The following is a 17,569-nucleotide window of genomic DNA, read 5'->3' as shown; positions in this document are numbered from 1 at the left end:
TCATGAAACGATCCGTGATCGCGCTGATCTGCGCCGCCGTCGTCGCGGCGGGCTGCTCATTGGACTCCGCGCCGTCGGGTGATTCCGTCGACGTGGTGGTGGGCTACCAGTCCAAAACCATCAACACCGCGACCGCCGGCACCCTGCTGCGCGCCCGCGGCTATCTGGAGCACCGGCTCGCCGACATCACCAGCCGGACCGGCACCAGATACCGCGTCGACTGGCAGGACTATGACACCGGGGCGCCGATCACCGCGCAGATGCTCGCCGAGAAGATCGACATCGGATCGATGGGCGACTATCCGATGCTGGTCAACGGGCTCAGGACCCGGACCAGTGAGCAAGCCCGCACCCAGATCGTCTCGGTGACCGGCTACCACCCTGCCGGCGCACTGAACATGGTGGTGGTGGCGCCTGATTCGCGTGCGGACACGCTGACCGATCTGACCGGTGCCAAGGTGTCGGCCAGCGTGGGGTCGGCAGGCCATGGCACCCTGCTGCGCGCACTTGCCGGCACCGGCGCGCAAGTCGAGGTGCTCAACCAGCAACCGCAGATCGGCGCCTCATCGCTGGAATCCGGTCAGGTACAAGGGCTGTCACAGTTCGTAGCCTGGCCCGGGCTACTGGTCTATCAAGACCGGGCGAGACTGCTCTACGACGGCGCCGAGCTCAACTATCCGACCCTGCACGGTGTGGTGGTGCGCCGCGGGTACGCGCGCGAGCACCCTGAAGTGCTCGGTGCATTCCTGCAGGCTCAGCTGGACGCCACCGATTTCCTGAACCGCAAACCGTTGGAGGCGGCCCGGATCGCCGCAGCGGACAGTGGGCTGCCGCCGGAAGTCGTTTACCTCTACAACGGGCCGGGCGGAACGTCGTTCGACACGACCCTCAAGCCGGCCCTGGTCGACGCGTTGAAGAACGACGTGCCCTACCTGAAGTCGATCGGCGACTTCGCCGACCTGGACGACTTCGACGTCGATGGCTTCGTCGTCGACGGGCCGCTGCGGGCGGCGTTCGCCGAACGAAAAATCGACTACGACAAGGCGGTCGCCGCGATCGACAAGCCGGCGACGACCGGTGGCGAGCTCTGGTTGGACGGATCCGACACCACCGTGACCGTTGCCGATCCGGTGGCCCTGCTCGAAGCCGTCCGGGCTGCGACTGACCGCGGCGATCACGTCCGGGCGGCCTATGTCCACGACGCCGAACTGGGCACCCGCTGGTTCGCCGACAAGTCCGCGTGGGTCCGCGACGGTGCCCAATACCTGCCGTTCGACACCACCGCAGGCGCGCAACGCTACATCGCCGCGCATCCGGGCGCCGCCGCGCTGGATTACCAGCAGGCACTGGCGGGTGCGGCGTGACCGCGGTGATGACCGGTGCCCCGGCGGCTTCCATCCCGGTCGGGGCAGCGCCACGCCGGCCGCGGTTGGCGAGGCGGGCATGGCTGTTGCGGCTGACATCGGTGGCCGTCGCGGTCGGGCTGTGGCAGCTGTTGACCGTTGCCGACGTGCGGTGGTGGCTGCGGTTCGACACCTTGCCGACCGTCGATGAGGTCTTCGCGACCCTGGTGCGCCGGCTGGGCACCGACCAATACTGGCTCGACCTGGCGCAGTCGCTGATCCGGATTCTCACCGGTTTCGGGCTGGCCGCTGCTGCCGGGGTGGCCACCGGCATTCTGCTGGGCCGATCCCGGATGGCGGCCGACATGGTGGGGCCGCTCACCGAACTGATCCGGCCCATCCCGGCGATCGCCATCGTCCCGGTGGCGATCCTGCTGTTTCCGGCCGGCGAGCAGGGCATCGTGTTCATCACGTTCCTGGCGGCCTACTTCCCGATCCTGGTCAGCACCCGGCACGCGGTGCGCGCGCTACCGACCCTGTGGGAGGACTCGGTCCGCACGCTGGGCGGCGGACGTTGCGATGTGCTGACCCAGGTGGTGTTTCCGGGAATCCTGCCGGGCCTGTTCGGCGGCCTGTCGGTCGGGATGGGGGTGTCGTGGATCTGCGTGATCTCTGCGGAGATGATCTCGGGCCGGCTCGGTATCGGATACCGCACCTGGCAGGCCTACACGGTGCTGGCCTATCCGGACGTGTTCGTCGGCATCATCACCATCGGAGTGCTCGGGTTCGCCACCTCGGCGGCCGTCGAGGTGGCGGGGCACCGACTGACCCGCTGGCTGCCCCGTAGCGAGGAGAACGCACGATGACGGCAGGCATGAGCCTCACCCTGGACCGCGTCCGGTTGTCCTACACCGACGTCCCGGTCATCGACGAGCTGAGCCTGGCCGTGCGACCCGGCGAGATCCTGGTACTGACCGGACCGTCCGGGTGCGGCAAGTCCACGGTGCTGCGCGCACTGGCCGGACTGCTGGCGCCCGAGCGCGGGAGCGTCCTGGCCGACGACGCCGCGGTGACCACCACCTCCGGTGACCGCGCGGTGGTCTTCCAGGACAACGCGCTGCTGCCGTGGCGTTCGGTACGGTCCAACATCGAACTGGCGCTGCGATTGCGCGGTGTGCCGCGCGCCGGTCGGCGCGATCAGGCCGATCGGTGGATCGCCGAGTTGGGTCTGACCGGGTTCGGCGGCTATCTACCCAAAAGCCTGTCGGGCGGTATGCGGCAACGGGTCCAGTTGGCCCGCGGGCTGGCCGGGGCGCCACGCGCGGTGATGATGGACGAGCCGTTCGGGGCCCTGGACAGCTCGACCCGTGGGGCCATGCAGGCGCTGCTGATCGACACCTGGGAAACGCATCCGACCACGATCGTGTTCGTCACCCACGATGTCGACGAGGCGCTGGCACTGGGGGACCGGGTGGCGGTATTGGGCCGCACCGGGCAGCCGCTGCGGGCGCTCATCGACGTCCCCGAACCGCGCAGCGGCAGAGCCGTACCGGAGCTGCGCGCCGAAATCCTTGCCGCATTGGACTACTCATGATGCAGATACCTGATGCCGGGCAACAGTTGCGGCTGGACTGCGACGTGCTGGTGATCGGCGGCGGCACCGCCGGCACCATGGCCGCACTGACCGCCGCCGAGCAGGGCGCCCGGGTGCTGCTGCTGGAGAAGGCCCACGTGCGGCACTCCGGTGCACTGGCGATGGGCATGGATGGCGTCAACAACGCCGTCATTCCCGGCAAGGCCGAACCCGAAGACTACGTGGCCGAGATCACCCGCGCCAACGACGGAATCGTCAACCAGCGCACCGTGTATCAGACCGCCACCCGCGGCTTCGCGATGGTGCAGCGGCTGGAGCGATACGGCGTGAAGTTCGAGAAGGACGAGCACGGCGAGTACGCGGTGCGCCGGGTGCACCGCTCCGGGTCCTATGTGCTGCCGATGCCCGAAGGCAAAGACGTCAAGAAAGCGCTGTACCGGGTGCTTCGGCAACGCGCGATGCGCGAGAAGATCCGGATTGAGAACCGGCTGATGCCGGTGCGGGTGCTCACCCACGCCGGCCGTGCAGTCGGGGCGGCCGCATTGCACACCCGCACCGGCGAATTCGTCGCGGTGGGCGCCAAGGCGGTGATCCTGGCGACCGGGCCGTGCGGGCGGTTGGGGCTGCCCGCGTCGGGCTACCTGTACGGCACCTACGAGAACCCGACCAACGCCGGTGACGGCTATTCGATGGCGTATCACGCCGGCGCCGAGTTGTCCGGCATCGAATGCTTCCAGGTCAACCCGCTGATCAAGGACTACAACGGACCGGCCTGCGCTTATGTGGCCAACCCGTTCGGCGGCTATCAGGTGAATGCGCTGGGGGAGCGGTTCGTCGACTCCGACTACTGGTCGGGGCAGATGATGGCCGAGGTCAAATCCGAGATCGATTCCGCACGTGGCCCGATCTACCTCAAGGTGTCGCACCTGCCCGACGAGACACTCGCGGCGCTGGAGAACATCCTGCACACCACCGAGCGGCCCACCCGCGGCACCTTCCACGCCAACCGCGGCCACGACTACCGCACCCACGACGTGGAGATGCACATCTCCGAGATCGGTCTGTGCTCCGGGCATTCCGCTTCGGGAGTATGGGTCGACGAGCACGCCCGTACCACCGTTGCCGGCCTGTACGCGGCAGGCGACCTGGCCTGCGTACCGCACAACTACATGATCGGCGCCTTCGTGTTCGGCGACCTGGCCGGAGCACACGCGGCATCGACGCTGGCCGGTGTGGCGGCTCCGCAGAGCCTTCCAGCTGACCAGCTGGCCGACGCGCATGAGCTGATCTACCGTCCGCTGCGCCACCCCGACGGCCCACCGCAGCCGCAGGTGGAATACAAGCTGCGCCGGTTCGTCAACGACTATGTGGCGCCGCCCAAGTCCGCCGCCAAGCTGTCGCTGGCGGTACACACATTCGAGCGGATGCGCGGCGAGATCGCGCAGATGGGGGCACGCACCCCGCATGAGTTGATGCGGGCGGTCGAGGTGTCGTTCATCCGGGACTGCGCCGAACTGGCGGCCCGATCGTCGCTGACCCGCACCGAGTCACGCTGGGGCCTCTACCACGAGCGTGCCGATCTGCCCGGCCGTGACGACGCGCAGTGGGGGTATCACCTCAACGTTCGCAAGCGCACCGACGGGCAGATGGAGTTCCTCAAACGCCCCGTCGCACCGTATTTCGTCGCGGTGCCCGAACTCGACGGGCTGCCGCCGGCCGACCAGTCGGTGCACCCGGTTGCGCAGCCGCCGTTGTTGGGCGGCCAGGCGCCGGCGACCGCACAAACGCGGGTCACATCGCAGTCCGCCTCGTACCCGCCGTCGCCGCGGATCGCGGCCGTTGTCGCCCTGGAGAACCCGACGCTGGCCGAGCTGGCCGATTTCCTCGGCGACCCCGATCCCGGGGTGCGGCGGACCGCGGTCGCCGCACTGACCGAGCACACCCCCGACGGCTACGAATCCGCGTTGTTCGACGCGCTCGCCGACGATGACGCGGCGGTGCGCCGGAGCGCCGCCGACGGTGTGCGGGAACTGGTCGAGGTGGTGGCGGACCCCGCGGCGGCCGGTGCCCAGCTGGGCTCGCCGGATCCGGTGGTCCGCGCCTGCGTGGTGTATCTGCTGTCCAGCCGGCGCGTCGGGGACCCGGCGGACTATCGCGCCACGCTGGCCGATCCGGACCATCGGGTGCGCATCGAGGCGGTGCGTGCGCTGGTCTCGGTCGACGATGCGCGCACGGTGGCCACCGCCGCGGCCGACGGCAACCGTGAGGTGCGCATCGCGGTCGCCGACGCGTGCGCGACGTTGCGGGCCGGAGCCGAGACCGTTCGGCTGCTGATCGGCGACCCGGATCCGCTGGTGCGCGCCGCAGCACTGTCCGCGCTGGGCGAAGTCGGTTGTGGCGACGACGATATCGCCGCCGTGACACCGGCGCTGGAATCCTCGGCGTGGCAGGTGCGGGTCGGCGCGGCGCGCGCGCTGGGCGGCTCGCATGCCGCGGCGGCGGTGCCCCGTCTCACCGTGGCTCTCGATGACCCACACCTCGATGTCCGCAAAGCCGCCGTGCTGGGTTTGACCCGCTGGGCTCCATCGGACGTCGCCGCCCGGGATGCGTTGAGTATCGCGGTGAAGGACAGCGATGCCGATGTCCGCGCCTACGCGCGTCGAGCGCTGCAGGAGGCGGGCCGGCACCCAGGCGCATAGGTCGGTGACAACCACGGAAACGGCATGTACCCCGGCCCGGGTCGGTACCCTGACTCGGCATGGCCGAAACCTCCACCAATCCCCGCCTGTCCGTGCAGGACTGGGTGCAGGCCGGGTTTCGCATTCTGGCCGAGGACGGGCTCAAGGCGTTGACCATCGACCGGCTCTGCCAGCGGCTTCGGGTCACCAAAGGGAGCTTCTACTGGCACTTCGCCGACATGAAGACCTACCGGCAGGCCCTGATCGACACCTGGGCCGCCGTGCGTGACGAGGACCGCGGCGATTTCGAGGCGCTGTCCGCGTTGCCGCCGCGCGAGCGACTCTCGCGCATGATGACCTCGCTGGTCGGGCCTCGGCACTGGATGCTCGAACGCGCGATGCGTGAATGGGCCCGCTCGGAGGAGAACGTCGCCGAAGCGGTGCGCGGCTCGGATCGGCGGGTGCTCAAGGCGGTTCGCCAAGGCTTTCTCGATGACGGCTTCGATCCCGACGAGGCCGACATGCGCGCCAACGCGACGTTCGCCGCCGGCATCGGGTTTCTGCATCTGTCCGGTTCCCGGCCCAGTCCGCGCGCCGTCGGACGGCGCGAACAGTTCCTGGACCTGATGCTGCGACACTGAAGAATCCATACCAAAAGGTATGGTACGGTCCGGGCATGGCAGCTTCGGCGACACCGACCGGGGAATTCATCGACCGGCTGGCCGAACGCGCCGCGGAAGCCGAAGAGCTGCGCCGACTGCCGGCGGCCACCGTCGACGACTACCGAAAATCCGGACTGGCCGCCCTGCTGCTGCCCGCACGCTACGGCGGACAACAGGCCGAATTTCCCGAGATTCTCGAGCCGATCCGGCGGATGGCGCACGGCTGCGCATCCAGTGCCTGGACGCTGGGGTTCTACACCCTGCACAACTGGATGCTCGCGCTCTTCGGAGAGCAGGCGCAGAACGAGGTGTTCGCCTCAGGGCCGGTGCTGTGTCCCGCGCCGTTGGCGCCGACCGGCCGCGGGCTGCCCGACGGCGACGGGATCCGCCTGCGCGGGCGGTGGTCCTGGGCCACCGGGGTGATGGACGCCGACTGGATCCTGGTCGGAGCGATCTGCGGAGCCGATGACGCGCCGTACCCGGCGCTGGTGCTGCTGCCGGCGTCCGACATCCGCATCGAGGACGTCTGGCACACCGCGGGTATGCGGGCCACCGGCTCCAACGATGTCGTCGTCGAAGATGTTTGGGTACCGCAGCACCGCCTGGTCAAAGTCGCCGACATCTACTCGGGAACCGCGCCCGGTGCTTCGCTGCATGACGCCACGGCATACCGGTGGCCGATGGTCCCGGCGCTGGCACTGGTGGCCGCGATGCCCGCGCTGGGCTCGGCCGAACGAGTTGCGGACCTCTACGCCCAGCGACTCGGAGAGCGCGTGCTGGCGTATTCCGGTGCGGCGCAGAAGAACCAGCCGGCCGCGCAGATCCGCCTCGGTGACGCGCGAGTGCGGTTGCGCGCACTGCGCGGGCTGCGCGACGACACGGTGGGCCGGCTCCAGGACGCGGTCAGCGGCGGAGAACGGATCAGCCGCTCGGTTCGTGCCGATGCCCGCGCGGCGGCCGCGCACATCGTGCACGAATCCCGGGCGGTGATCGCCGATCTGCTCGAGGCCTCCGGTGCCAGTGTGCACTTCTTGGACAACCCGCTGCAACGGATCAAACGTGACGTCGACATCATCTGCGGGCACGTCGTTTTCGACTACGACGTGGCGCGCGAGCTGGCCGGGGCGCTGGAGGTCGGAGTGAAGATCTCGCCGATCTCGATGATCTGAGCGCGGTTAGATCCCCAGGGCGCGATAAGTCCGGCGGACGAACTTCGGTTGTGCGACCCGCAGTTTGGCGACCGAGGTGTTGCCGGCGACGGCGGCAGCGGCCTCGGTGGACAGCGTCGGTGAGTTCTGGACCAGGTACAGCAGGATCAGGTCCGCGCCCGGATCGGCCTGCCACCAGGTCCCGTAGGCGCCCGGCCAGCTGAACGCGCCCGCGCCTCCCGGCCCGAACAGGGCCTGCGAGCGCACCGGGTCGGTCACCACCGACAGGTTGAGACCGAATCCGCGGCCGACCCAGAACGGCGCCCCCAGAAACGGGTGCTGCTTCTGGGCGTCGGTGAGCCGGTCGGTGCGCATCGCGCGCGCCGACTCCTCCGAGAGCACCCGGGTGCCGTCGAAGACACCGTCGGCCAGCAGCATTCGCGCGAAAGCCAGATAGTCGTCGGCGGTGGACATCAGCCCGCCGCCGGCGTTGGGAAACGCCGGCATGGTGATCGGCACCGGCCCCATGGCGTCGTCGCGCAGCGTGTCCCCGTCGAGGCGGTACATGGTGGCGCTGCGTCCGCGGGCCTCGGGTGAGATGCAAAACCCGGTGTCGGCCATCCCCAGCGGGCCCAGGATCCGCTCGTCGAGCACCTGGGGCAGCGGCTTGCCCTCGATGCGGGACAGCACCACACCCAGCACGTCGATGCCGTGCCCGTAGGTGACCCGCTCGCCGGGCTGATCCGCCAAGGGCAGGGCGGCCAGCGCCGTCAGCCAGGCCTCCGGTCCGCGCCCGAACGGCAGGCGCTGATACTCCCGCGCGATCGGCCCGGACACCGAGAATCCGTAGCCGATGCCGCAGCGGTGTGTCATCAGGTCTTCGATCGTGAGCGCTCGCCGCGCCGGAGTGGTTCGCTCCAGCGGCCCGTCCGGGTCGATCAGCACCTTCGGCGCGGCGAACTCCGGCAGCCAGCGGCTGATCGGGTCGTTCAGTCGCAGCCGGCCCTCGTCGAGCAGGGTCATTGCGGCGGCGACCGTGATGGGCTTGGTCATCGAGGCGATCCGGAACACCGTGTCGCGGGTCATCGGCAGTCGAGCCCCGACGTCGCGGTACCCGATCTCGTTGACCTGTAGCAGCTTGCCGCGCTGCCAGACGACGGTCACCGCGCCCGCGAGCAGGCCGGCGTCGCAGGCTTCGGCGAGGGGTGCCCGGTTGGGGTCGAGATTCACCCGCCCAGGCTAGCGGCGATGTTCCTCCCGCGAGCGCGCGTGTCCCCGGTCGACACCCCGGGCAACGGACCGGATCTGCGCACCCTCGCGCCGGGCCCCCTCGCGCCGGGCCCCCTCGCGCCGGGCCCCCTCGCGCCGGGCCGATGGCCGGCGGGGTGTTAGGCTACCCGGCAGTTCGACATCCTTTAACGATCCGTCCCGCGAGGCGGAGAAGGAGGTCCAGCGGTTTCGCATGGGCGCTGCCGGTAATTCCAGCACCGACCGGGAATTGATGTCCTCGGCGGATGTGAGTCGCACGGTTTCTCGTATCGCACATCAGATCATCGAGAAGACCGCCTTGGACGGTTCCCAGGATCCCGACGGCGCCGACGCGCCACGCGTGGTGCTGTTGGGCATTCCGACCCGCGGCGTCACCCTGGCCGATCGATTGGCCGCCAGGATCAGCGAATTCTGCGGGGTGGACGTCGGGCACGGCGCCCTGGACATCACGCTGTACCGCGATGACCTGATGCGTCAGCCACCGCGGCCCCTGGAATCCACCTCGATCCCGGCCGGCGGCATCGACGACGCCTGCGTGATCCTGGTCGACGACGTGCTCTACGCCGGCCGCTCGGTCCGGGCCGCCCTCGATGCGCTGCGCGACGTGGGCCGGCCCCGGATCGTGCAGCTGGCGGTGCTGGTCGACCGCGGGCACCGCGAACTGCCGGTACGCGCGGACTACGTCGGCAAGAACGTGCCGACCGCACGCGGTGAGAGCGTGCACGTCCTGCTGTCCGAGCACGACGGCCGTGACGCGGTGGTGATCACCCGATGACCCCCAGACACCTGCTGGCGGCGGGGGATCTGAGCCGCGACGAGGCCACCGCGATTCTCGACGACGCCGACCGGTTCGCCCAGGCGCTGGTCGGCCGCGAGGTCAAAAAGCTGCCCACGCTGCGTGGACGCACCGTGATCACGATGTTCTACGAGAACTCCACCCGCACCCGGGTCTCGTTCGAGGTGGCCGGCAAGTGGATGAGTGCCGACGTGATCAACGTGTCCGCGTCGGGATCCTCGGTGAGCAAAGGGGAGTCGCTGCGCGATACGGCGCTGACATTGCGCGCCGCCGGCGCCGACGCGCTGGTCATCCGGCATCCGGCGTCGGGGGCGGCGCACCTGCTGGCCGAATGGACGGCGGGCGCCGACAAGACGGGCCCGGCGGTGGTCAACGCCGGCGACGGCACCCACGAGCATCCGACCCAGGCGCTGCTGGATGCGCTGACCCTGCGGCAGCGGCTCGGTGCAATCGAGGGCCGCCGCGTGGTGATCGTCGGCGACATCGTGCACAGCCGGGTGGCCCGCTCCAACGTGAAGCTGCTGGCGACGCTGGGCGCCGAGGTGGTGCTGGTGGCCCCGCCGACCCTGCTGCCGGTCGGGGTCGCCGACTGGCCGGTGACGGTGTCGCATGACTTCGACGCCGAGCTGCCAGCCGCCGACGCGGTGCTGATGCTGCGGGTGCAGGCCGAGCGGATGACCGGCGGGTTCTTCCCGTCGGAGCGCGAGTACTCGGTGCGGTACGGATTGAGCGAGAAGCGCCGGACGATGCTGGCCGACGACGCGGTGGTGCTGCACCCCGGCCCGATGCTGCGTGGCATGGAGATCGCCTCGTCGGTGGCGGACTCGTCACAATCCGCGGTGCTGCAACAGGTTTCCAACGGCGTCCACGTGCGGATGGCGGTGCTGTTCCATCTGCTGGTGGGTGCCGGGTCGGCGGCGGGGTCGGCGGGGGAGGAGACGCCGTGAGTGTGCTGATCCGTGGGGTGCGGCTCTACGGCGAGGGAGACCAGGTTGACGTTCTGGTCGATGACGGCCAGATCACTGAGATCGGCACCGGCCTGCGTGTTGCAGATGGTTGCGACGTTGTCGACGCGCCGGGTCAGGTGCTGCTGCCAGGTTTCGTCGACCTGCACACCCATCTGCGTGAACCGGGTCGCGAATACACCGAGGACATCGAAACCGGCTCGGCCGCAGCGGCCCTCGGTGGCTACACCGCGGTATTCGCGATGGCCAACACCACGCCCGTCGCCGACTCGCCGGTGGTCACCGACCACGTCTGGCAGCGCGGTCAGCAGGTCGGACTGGTCGACGTGCACCCGGTCGGCGCGGTCACCGTCGGACTGGGTGGAACGCAGCTGACCGAGATGGGCATGATGGCGGCCGGCGCCGCGGGTGTTCGGATGTTCTCCGACGACGGTGTGTGCGTGGCCGATCCACTGGTGATGCGCCGCGCACTGGAGTACGCCACCGGACTGGGGGTGCTGATCGCCCAGCACGCCGAGGAGCCCAGGCTTACCGTCGGCTCGGTCGCCCACGAGGGACCCAACGCCGCCCAGCTGGGGCTGTCCGGCTGGCCGCGCGTCGCCGAGGAGTCGATCGTGGCACGCGACGCCCTGCTGGCCCGCGACGCCGGTGCCCGCCTGCATATCTGCCACGCGTCTACCGCAGGGACCGTGGAACTACTCAAATGGGCTAAGGCGCAGGGTATCTCGGTGACCGCCGAAGTCACCCCACATCACCTGATGCTCGATGACAGCCGGCTGGCCGGCTATGACGGGCGCAATCGGGTCAACCCGCCGCTGCGCGAGGCCTCCGACGCGGCCGCGCTGCGCCAGGCTCTGGCCGACGGCGTCATCGATTGTGTGGCCACCGACCATGCCCCGCACGCCGAGCATGAAAAGAGCTGCGAGTTCGCCACCGCCCGGCCCGGGATGCTCGGGTTGCAGACCGCACTGTCGGTGGTGGTGGCCACCATGGTTCAGCCCGGGCTGCTGACCTGGCGCGACGTGGCCCGGGTGATGAGCGAGCGGCCCGCTGCGATCGTCGGTCTGCCCGATCAGGGCCGGCCGCTGGAGGTGGGCGAGCCGGCCAACCTGACGGTGGTGGATCCCGAGGCGAGTTGGGTGGTGACCGGCCGGCAACTGGCCAGCCGGTCGGCCAACACCCCGTATGAGGCGATGACGCTGCCGGCCACAGTCACCGCGACCCTGCTGCGCGGCCGGTTGACCGCCCGTGGCGGGAAGAGCCCGGTATGAACACTCCCACGATGGTCGCCTCGCTGATCTTCGCGCTGGTGGTGGTGGCGCTGATCGGGTTGCTGATCCGGTTGATGATGCGCGGCTGGCGGCACCGCGGTCAGTTGCAGGAGGCCCTGATCGGGACGCTGCCGTCGGTGCCCGACACGGTGGGCCCGCCCACCGTCGCCCCCACCCGCGGCCTGTATCTGGGCTGCACGCTTGCGCCCAAGTGGAACGACCGGGTCGTGGTGGGGGACCTGGGCTATCGCACCAAAGCGGTGCTGACCCGTTATCCGGAGGGAATCATGGTGCAACGCAGCGGCGCTCGGCCGATCTGGATTCCGCAGGACTCGGTCGTTGCGGTCCGCACCGAACGCGGCATCGCCGGGCGCACCATCCCTACGCGTAACCACGACGGAGTGCTGGCGATCCGCTGGCGACTGCCGTCGGACACCGAGATGGACACCGGCTTCCGCGCCGACGACCGTGCCGACTACACCCGCTGGCTGGAAGGCGACAACACATGAATCCACGCGCGGTGCTGGTTCTCGAGGACGGCAGGACGTTCACCGGAAAGCCTTTCGGAGCCGTGGGACAACGGCTGGGCGAGGCGGTGTTCTCCACCGGCATGTCCGGCTACCAGGAGACGCTGACCGACCCCAGCTACCACCGGCAGATCGTGGTGGCCACCGCTCCGCAGATCGGCAACACCGGCTGGAACCGCGAGGACGGCGAGAGCCGCGACGACCGGATCTGGGTGGCCGGCTACGTGGTACGCGATCCGTCGCCGCGGGCGTCGAACTGGCGGGCAACCGGAACCCTGGACGACGAACTGGTGCGCCAGGGCATCGTCGGGGTGGCCGGTGTCGACACCCGCACCGTGGTGCGCCACCTGCGCAGTCACGGCTCGATGAAGGCCGGGGTCTTCTCCGGCGACGCGCTGGCGCCGGTAGACGAACTGGTGAACCGGGTCCGTGAACAACCGTCGATGCTGGGTGCAGACCTTGCCGGGGAGGTCAGCACCGACGCGGAGTATGTGGTGGAACCAGATGGGGCACACCGCTTCACCGTCGCCGCACTGGATCTGGGCATCAAAACCAACACGCCGCGCAACTTCGCCCGGCGCGGAATCCGCAGTCATGTGCTGCCGTCGTCGGTGGACTTCGACCGGATCGCCGAGCTCAAGCCCGACGGGGTGTTTCTGTCCAACGGCCCGGGCGACCCCGCCACCGCCGACCACCTGGTGGCGTTGACCCGCGAAGTGCTCGGGGCCGGGATTCCGCTGTTCGGAATCTGTTTCGGCAACCAGATTCTGGGTCGGGCGCTGGGGCTGAGCACCTACAAGATGGTGTTCGGCCATCGCGGCATCAACATCCCGGTGATCGACCACGCCACCGGCCGGGTGGCGGTGACCGCGCAGAACCACGGCTTCGCCTTAGAGGGGGAGGCAGGCGAAGTCTTTACGACCGACTTCGGTCCGGGCGTGGTCAGTCACACCTGCGCCAATGACGGGGTGGTCGAGGGGGTCAAGCTCGCCGACGGCCGGGCCTTCTCGGTCCAGTACCACCCCGAAGCAGCGGCCGGGCCGCACGACGCGGAATACCTTTTCGACCAGTTCGTCGACCTGATGGAGACCAAGTAATGCCGCGCCGCGCCGACCTGCGTCACGTACTGGTGATCGGATCCGGGCCGATCGTGATCGGCCAGGCCTGCGAGTTCGACTACTCCGGCACCCAGGCGTGCCGGGTGCTCAAGGCCGAGGGCCTGCAGGTGAGCCTGGTCAACTCCAATCCGGCCACGATCATGACCGACCCCGAGTACGCCGACCACACCTACGTCGAGCCCATCACCTGGGAGTTCGTCGAGAAGGTGCTCGCCCAGCAGGCCGAACGGGGCAACAAGGTCGACGCGCTGCTGGCCACCCTGGGCGGACAGACCGCGTTGAACACGGCGGTCGCACTGCATGAGCACGGGGTGCTGGAACGCTACGACGTCGAACTGATCGGCGCCGACTTCGACGCCATTCAGCGCGGCGAGGACCGCCAGCAGTTCAAGGACATCGTCGCCCGGGTCGGTGGCGAGTCGGCCCGCTCGCGGGTCTGCTACACCATGGCCGAGGTCGAGGACACCGTCGCCGAACTCGGCCTGCCGGTCGTGGTGCGGCCCTCCTTCACCATGGGCGGCCTGGGGTCCGGTCTGGCGGCCAGCCTCGACGAGGTGGCTCGGATGGCCGGCGACGGACTGGCCGCCTCACCCACGGCCAATGTGCTGATCGAGGAATCCATTTACGGCTGGAAGGAATTCGAGCTCGAGCTGATGCGCGACAGCAACGACAATGTCGTCGTGGTCTGCTCGATCGAGAACGTCGACCCGATGGGCGTGCACACCGGCGACTCGGTGACCGTCGCCCCGGCGATGACGCTGACCGACCGGGAATACCAGCGGATGCGTGACCTGGGCATCGCGATCCTGCGCGAGGTCGGCGTGGACACCGGCGGCTGCAACATCCAGTTCGCGGTGGACCCGAAAGACGGCCGGCTCGTCGTGATCGAGATGAACCCGCGGGTGTCGCGGTCGAGTGCGCTGGCGTCGAAGGCCACCGGCTTCCCGATCGCCAAGATCGCCGCGAAGCTCGCCATCGGCTACACCCTCGACGAGATCCTCAACGACATCACCAGACAGACCCCGGCCTGCTTCGAGCCGGCACTGGACTACGTCGTGGTCAAGGCGCCGCGCTTCGCGTTCGAGAAGTTCCCCGGAGCCGACCCGCGACTGACCACCACGATGAAATCGGTGGGCGAAGCGATGTCCTTGGGCCGCAACTTCATTGAGTCACTGGGCAAGGTGATGCGCTCGCTGGAGACCGATCGTGCCGGATTCTGGACGCAACCCGACCCGGACGGTACCGCCGAGGACGCGCTGGAGCGACTGCGCGTCCCCACCGAAGGCCGGCTCTACGACATCGAACTGGCGTTGCGGCTCGGCGCGAGTGTCGAGCAGGTCGCCGAGGCTTCGGGGGTGGACCCGTGGTTCGTCGAGCAGATCAACAGCCTGGTGGCGCTCCGAACCGAGGTGGTCGACACCCCGGTGCTGGACGCGGACCTGCTGCGGCGCTGCAAATACAACGGCCTGTCGGATCATCAGATCGCCGCGCTGCGTCCGGAACTGGCCGGCGAGGACGGGGTGCGGCTGCTGCGGTCCCGATTGGGGATTCACCCGGTATTCAAGACCGTCGACACCTGCGCGGCGGAATTCGAATCCAAAACGCCATACCACTACAGCACTTTCGAGCTCGACCCGGCCGCCGAGACCGAGGTGGCCGCCCAGGATGCGAAACCCAAGGTGCTCATCCTGGGCTCCGGGCCGAACCGGATCGGCCAGGGCATCGAGTTCGATTACAGCTGTGTACACGCCGCGATCACCTTGAGCCAGGCCGGGTTCGAGACCGTGATGGTCAACTGCAACCCCGAGACGGTGTCCACCGACTACGACACCGCCGACCGGCTCTACTTCGAACCGCTGACGTTCGAGGACGTGCTCGAGGTGTACTACGCCGAACAGCAGTCCGGCCAGGGCGGTCCCGGGGTGGTCGGTGTCATCGTGCAAATGGGCGGGCAGACACCATTGCGGCTGGCACAGCGGCTGGCCGACGCGGGAGTGCCCATCGTCGGAACCAGCCCGGAGGCAATCGATCTGGCCGAGGACCGCGGCGCGTTCGGCGACGTGCTGGCAAACGCCGGGCTGCCGGCGCCGCGTTACGGCACCGCGACCACCTTCGAGCAGGCCAAGAGGATCGCCGCCGACATCGGCTACCCGGTCCTGGTCCGCCCGTCCTACGTGCTCGGTGGGCGCGGCATGGAGATCGTCTACGACGAAGAGACGTTGCGCGGCTACATCACCCGGGCGGCACTGCTGTCGCCGGAGCATCCGGTGCTGGTCGACCGCTTCCTGGAGGACGCGATCGAGATCGACGTCGACGCCCTGTGCGACGGCACCGAGGTCTACATCGGCGGGATCATGGAGCACATCGAGGAGGCCGGTATCCACTCCGGCGACTCGGCGTGCGCGCTGCCGCCGGTGACACTGGGCCGCAGCGACATCGAGAAGGTGCGCAGCGCCACCGAGGCCATCGCCCACGGCGTCGGGGTGGTGGGACTGCTCAACGTGCAGTTCGCGCTCAAAGACGACGTGCTCTATGTGCTGGAGGCCAATCCGCGGGCCAGCCGCACGGTGCCGTTCGTCTCCAAGGCCACCGCGGTGCCGTTGGCAAAGGCCTGCGCGCGCATCATGCTGGGCACCACTATCGCCGGCCTGCGGGCCGAGGGTCTGCTGGCGGCCTCCGGCGACGGTGGCACCGTCGGCCCGCACGCCCCGATCGCAGTCAAGGAGGCCGTGCTGCCGTTCCACCGCTTCCGCCGCGCCGACGGATCCGGTATCGACTCGCTGCTGGGTCCCGAGATGAAGTCCACCGGCGAGGTCATGGGCATCGACCGCGACTTCGGCACCGCGTTCGCCAAGAGCCAGACCGCCGCTTACGGTTCGCTGCCCGCCGACGGCACGGTTTTCGTGTCGGTGGCCAACCACGACAAGCGTTCGCTGGTCTTCCCCGTCAAACGGCTGGCCGACCTGGGATTCCGGGTCCTGGCTACCGAGGGGACCGCAGAAATGTTGCGCCGCAACGGTATCCCGTGTGATGTGGTCCGCAAGAATTTTGAGGAGCCGAGCCCCGATCGTCCGGCTCAAACGGCGGTGGAGGCGATCCGGGCCGGTGAGGTCGACCTGGTGATCAACACCCCCTACGGCAACTCCGGCCCGCGGGTGGACGGCTACGAGATCCGCTCGGCCGCGGTGAGCGTGAACATCCCGTGCGTGACCACCGTCCAGGGCGCCGCCGCGGCGGTGCAGGGCATCGAGGCCGGCATCCGGGGCGATATCGGGGTGCGCTCCCTGCAGGAGCTGCACAGCACGCTCGGCGGGCACTAGTGGCCACGCAGTCCGGGGGATTCGGCTTCCGTCTGGCCGAGGCGATGTCGGCCCGCGGACCGCTGTGCTTGGGAATCGACCCGCATCCCGAATTGCTGGCCGCCTGGGGCCTGCCGCCGACGCCGGCCGGGCTGGACGCGTTCAGCCAGACCTGCGTCACGGCGTTCGCCGGGTTCGCCATCGTCAAGCCGCAGGTGGCGTTCTTCGAGGCGTACGGTTCGGCCGGCTACGCCGTGCTGGAGCGCACCATCGCGGCGCTGCGCGAGGCCGGGGTGCTGGTGCTGGCCGACGCCAAGCGCGGCGACATCGGCTCGACGATGGCCGCCTACGCGGCGGCCTGGGCCGGCGACTCCCCGCTGGCCGCCGACGCCGTGACCGCCTCGCCGTACCTGGGCTTCGGATCGCTGCAGCCACTGCTGGATACCGCCGCCGCGCACCGCAGAGGCGTCTTCGTGCTGGCCGCAACCTCCAACCCGGAGGGTGCCGGCGTGCAGCGCGCCCGGGTCGGTGGCGGCACCGTGGCGCAGGCGATCGTCGACGCCGCAGCGCAGGCCAATCGGGCGGCCGGGAGCCAGCCCGGCTCGATCGGGGTGGTGGTCGGTGCCACGCTGCGCGAAGTGCCCGATCTGAGCGCCCTGGGCGGCCCGGTGCTGGTGCCGGGCATCGGGGCCCAGGGCGGACGCCCCGAGGAGCTGGCCGGGCTGGGCGGGGCCGCCCCGGGCATGCTGCTGCCCGCGGTCTCCCGCGAGGTATTGCGGGCCGGCCCCGACGTCGCGGCGCTACAGGCCGCGGCCGAACGCATGCGTGACGCGCTGAGCTACCTGGCTTCGGGCTAGAGATAGACCATGCGGGCGCCGCCCCCCGGCAGCGCCCGCATG

General features: G+C 69.4%; 14 protein-coding genes. 13 read left to right on the top strand and 1 reads right to left on the bottom strand.

Annotation, left to right across the window (positions count from 1 at the left end):
- The first annotated feature begins 2 nt into the window (after nucleotides 1-2).
- From ACZYY4_RS19225 to ACZYY4_RS19200, 6 genes are read left to right on the top strand one after another with little or no spacing between them, the layout of a single operon-like run.
- Nucleotides 3-1,364, top strand: a complete 1,362-nt coding sequence (locus ACZYY4_RS19225) for an ABC transporter substrate-binding protein (protein WP_463811597.1) — start codon at nucleotides 3-5, stop codon at nucleotides 1,362-1,364.
- 8 nt (nucleotides 1,365-1,372) lie between these two features.
- Entirely contained in the window at nucleotides 1,373-2,209 is an 837-nt protein-coding gene (locus ACZYY4_RS19220; RefSeq protein ID WP_463811644.1) for an ABC transporter permease, read from the top strand.
- Nucleotides 2,206-2,937 carry an ABC transporter ATP-binding protein gene (locus ACZYY4_RS19215; protein ID WP_463811596.1) on the top strand — a complete coding sequence of 244 codons (732 nt, stop codon included), beginning with the start codon at nucleotides 2,206-2,208 and terminating at the stop codon, nucleotides 2,935-2,937. The genes ACZYY4_RS19220 and ACZYY4_RS19215 overlap by 4 nt, the downstream gene beginning before the upstream one ends.
- Nucleotides 2,934-5,636, top strand: a complete 2,703-nt coding sequence (locus ACZYY4_RS19210) for a fumarate reductase/succinate dehydrogenase flavoprotein subunit (protein WP_463811595.1) — start codon at nucleotides 2,934-2,936, stop codon at nucleotides 5,634-5,636. The genes ACZYY4_RS19215 and ACZYY4_RS19210 overlap by 4 nt, the downstream gene beginning before the upstream one ends.
- A 59-nt stretch (nucleotides 5,637-5,695) precedes the next feature.
- Nucleotides 5,696-6,256, top strand: a complete 561-nt coding sequence (locus ACZYY4_RS19205; RefSeq protein WP_463811594.1) for a TetR/AcrR family transcriptional regulator — start codon at nucleotides 5,696-5,698, stop codon at nucleotides 6,254-6,256.
- A 35-nt stretch (nucleotides 6,257-6,291) separates the two neighbouring features.
- The gene (locus ACZYY4_RS19200; RefSeq protein ID WP_463811593.1) at nucleotides 6,292-7,446 is read left to right on the top strand and encodes an acyl-CoA dehydrogenase family protein; all 1,155 of its coding nucleotides are present in this window, start codon (nucleotides 6,292-6,294) and stop codon (nucleotides 7,444-7,446) included.
- 6 nt (nucleotides 7,447-7,452) lie between these two features.
- Here ACZYY4_RS19200 and ACZYY4_RS19195 read toward each other — a convergent pair whose 3' ends face one another.
- On the bottom strand, nucleotides 7,453-8,655 hold the full coding sequence (locus tag ACZYY4_RS19195; protein ID WP_463811592.1) for a serine hydrolase domain-containing protein: 1,203 nt from the start codon (nucleotides 8,653-8,655) through the stop codon (nucleotides 7,453-7,455).
- Nucleotides 8,656-8,887: 232 nt separating this feature from the next.
- Between ACZYY4_RS19195 and pyrR the strand changes: the two genes are divergently transcribed.
- Genes pyrR through pyrF form a run of 7 tightly spaced genes read left to right on the top strand, consistent with a single transcriptional unit; the run spans nucleotide 8,888 to nucleotide 17,527 of the window.
- Nucleotides 8,888-9,469, top strand: a complete 582-nt coding sequence (gene pyrR / locus ACZYY4_RS19190) for a bifunctional pyr operon transcriptional regulator/uracil phosphoribosyltransferase PyrR (RefSeq protein ID WP_463811591.1) — start codon at nucleotides 8,888-8,890, stop codon at nucleotides 9,467-9,469.
- On the top strand, nucleotides 9,466-10,437 hold the full coding sequence (locus tag ACZYY4_RS19185; protein ID WP_463811590.1) for an aspartate carbamoyltransferase catalytic subunit: 972 nt from the start codon (nucleotides 9,466-9,468) through the stop codon (nucleotides 10,435-10,437). Before pyrR ends, ACZYY4_RS19185 begins: the two co-directional genes overlap by 4 nt.
- Complete coding sequence (locus ACZYY4_RS19180; RefSeq protein ID WP_463811589.1) at nucleotides 10,434-11,726, top strand: dihydroorotase; 1,293 nt, start codon at nucleotides 10,434-10,436, stop codon at nucleotides 11,724-11,726. The genes ACZYY4_RS19185 and ACZYY4_RS19180 overlap by 4 nt, the downstream gene beginning before the upstream one ends.
- A complete protein-coding gene (locus tag ACZYY4_RS19175) occupies nucleotides 11,723-12,235 on the top strand; it encodes a PH-like domain-containing protein (RefSeq protein WP_463811588.1) in 513 nt (170 codons plus the stop codon). Before ACZYY4_RS19180 ends, ACZYY4_RS19175 begins: the two co-directional genes overlap by 4 nt.
- Nucleotides 12,232-13,350 (top strand): glutamine-hydrolyzing carbamoyl-phosphate synthase small subunit, encoded by a 1,119-nt coding sequence (gene carA / locus ACZYY4_RS19170; RefSeq protein ID WP_463811587.1) that lies wholly within the window; start codon nucleotides 12,232-12,234, stop codon nucleotides 13,348-13,350. The genes ACZYY4_RS19175 and carA overlap by 4 nt, the downstream gene beginning before the upstream one ends.
- A complete protein-coding gene (carB, locus tag ACZYY4_RS19165) occupies nucleotides 13,350-16,691 on the top strand; it encodes a carbamoyl-phosphate synthase large subunit (protein WP_463811586.1) in 3,342 nt (1,113 codons plus the stop codon). The genes carA and carB overlap by 1 nt, the downstream gene beginning before the upstream one ends.
- On the top strand, nucleotides 16,691-17,527 hold the full coding sequence (gene pyrF / locus ACZYY4_RS19160) for an orotidine-5'-phosphate decarboxylase (protein WP_463811585.1): 837 nt from the start codon (nucleotides 16,691-16,693) through the stop codon (nucleotides 17,525-17,527). The genes carB and pyrF overlap by 1 nt, the downstream gene beginning before the upstream one ends.
- Nucleotides 17,528-17,569: the final 42 nt, after the last annotated feature.

This window comes from Mycobacterium sp. IDUB_21 (assembly GCF_055419425.1).
The sequence above is the reverse complement of the archived record's forward strand: the minus strand, read 5'-3'. Positions and strand labels throughout refer to the sequence as shown.

What these genes read in the sequence shown, in the direction of transcription:
- ACZYY4_RS19205 (WP_463811594.1), top strand. Translation starts at nt 5,696, where the DNA reads ATGGCCGAAACCTCCACCAATCCCCGCCTGTCCGTGCAGGACTGGGTG.
- ACZYY4_RS19200 (WP_463811593.1), top strand. Translation starts at nt 6,292, where the DNA reads ATGGCAGCTTCGGCGACACCGACCGGGGAATTCATCGACCGGCTGGCC.
- carB (WP_463811586.1), top strand. Translation starts at nt 13,350, where the DNA reads ATGCCGCGCCGCGCCGACCTGCGTCACGTACTGGTGATCGGATCCGGG.
- ACZYY4_RS19185 (WP_463811590.1), top strand. Translation starts at nt 9,466, where the DNA reads ATGACCCCCAGACACCTGCTGGCGGCGGGGGATCTGAGCCGCGACGAG.
- ACZYY4_RS19175 (WP_463811588.1), top strand. Translation starts at nt 11,723, where the DNA reads ATGAACACTCCCACGATGGTCGCCTCGCTGATCTTCGCGCTGGTGGTG.
- carA (WP_463811587.1), top strand. Translation starts at nt 12,232, where the DNA reads ATGAATCCACGCGCGGTGCTGGTTCTCGAGGACGGCAGGACGTTCACC.
- ACZYY4_RS19210 (WP_463811595.1), top strand. Translation starts at nt 2,934, where the DNA reads ATGATGCAGATACCTGATGCCGGGCAACAGTTGCGGCTGGACTGCGAC.
- pyrR (WP_463811591.1), top strand. Translation starts at nt 8,888, where the DNA reads ATGGGCGCTGCCGGTAATTCCAGCACCGACCGGGAATTGATGTCCTCG.
- ACZYY4_RS19225 (WP_463811597.1), top strand. Translation starts at nt 3, where the DNA reads ATGAAACGATCCGTGATCGCGCTGATCTGCGCCGCCGTCGTCGCGGCG.
- ACZYY4_RS19215 (WP_463811596.1), top strand. Translation starts at nt 2,206, where the DNA reads ATGACGGCAGGCATGAGCCTCACCCTGGACCGCGTCCGGTTGTCCTAC.
- ACZYY4_RS19220 (WP_463811644.1), top strand. Translation starts at nt 1,373, where the DNA reads ATGACCGGTGCCCCGGCGGCTTCCATCCCGGTCGGGGCAGCGCCACGC.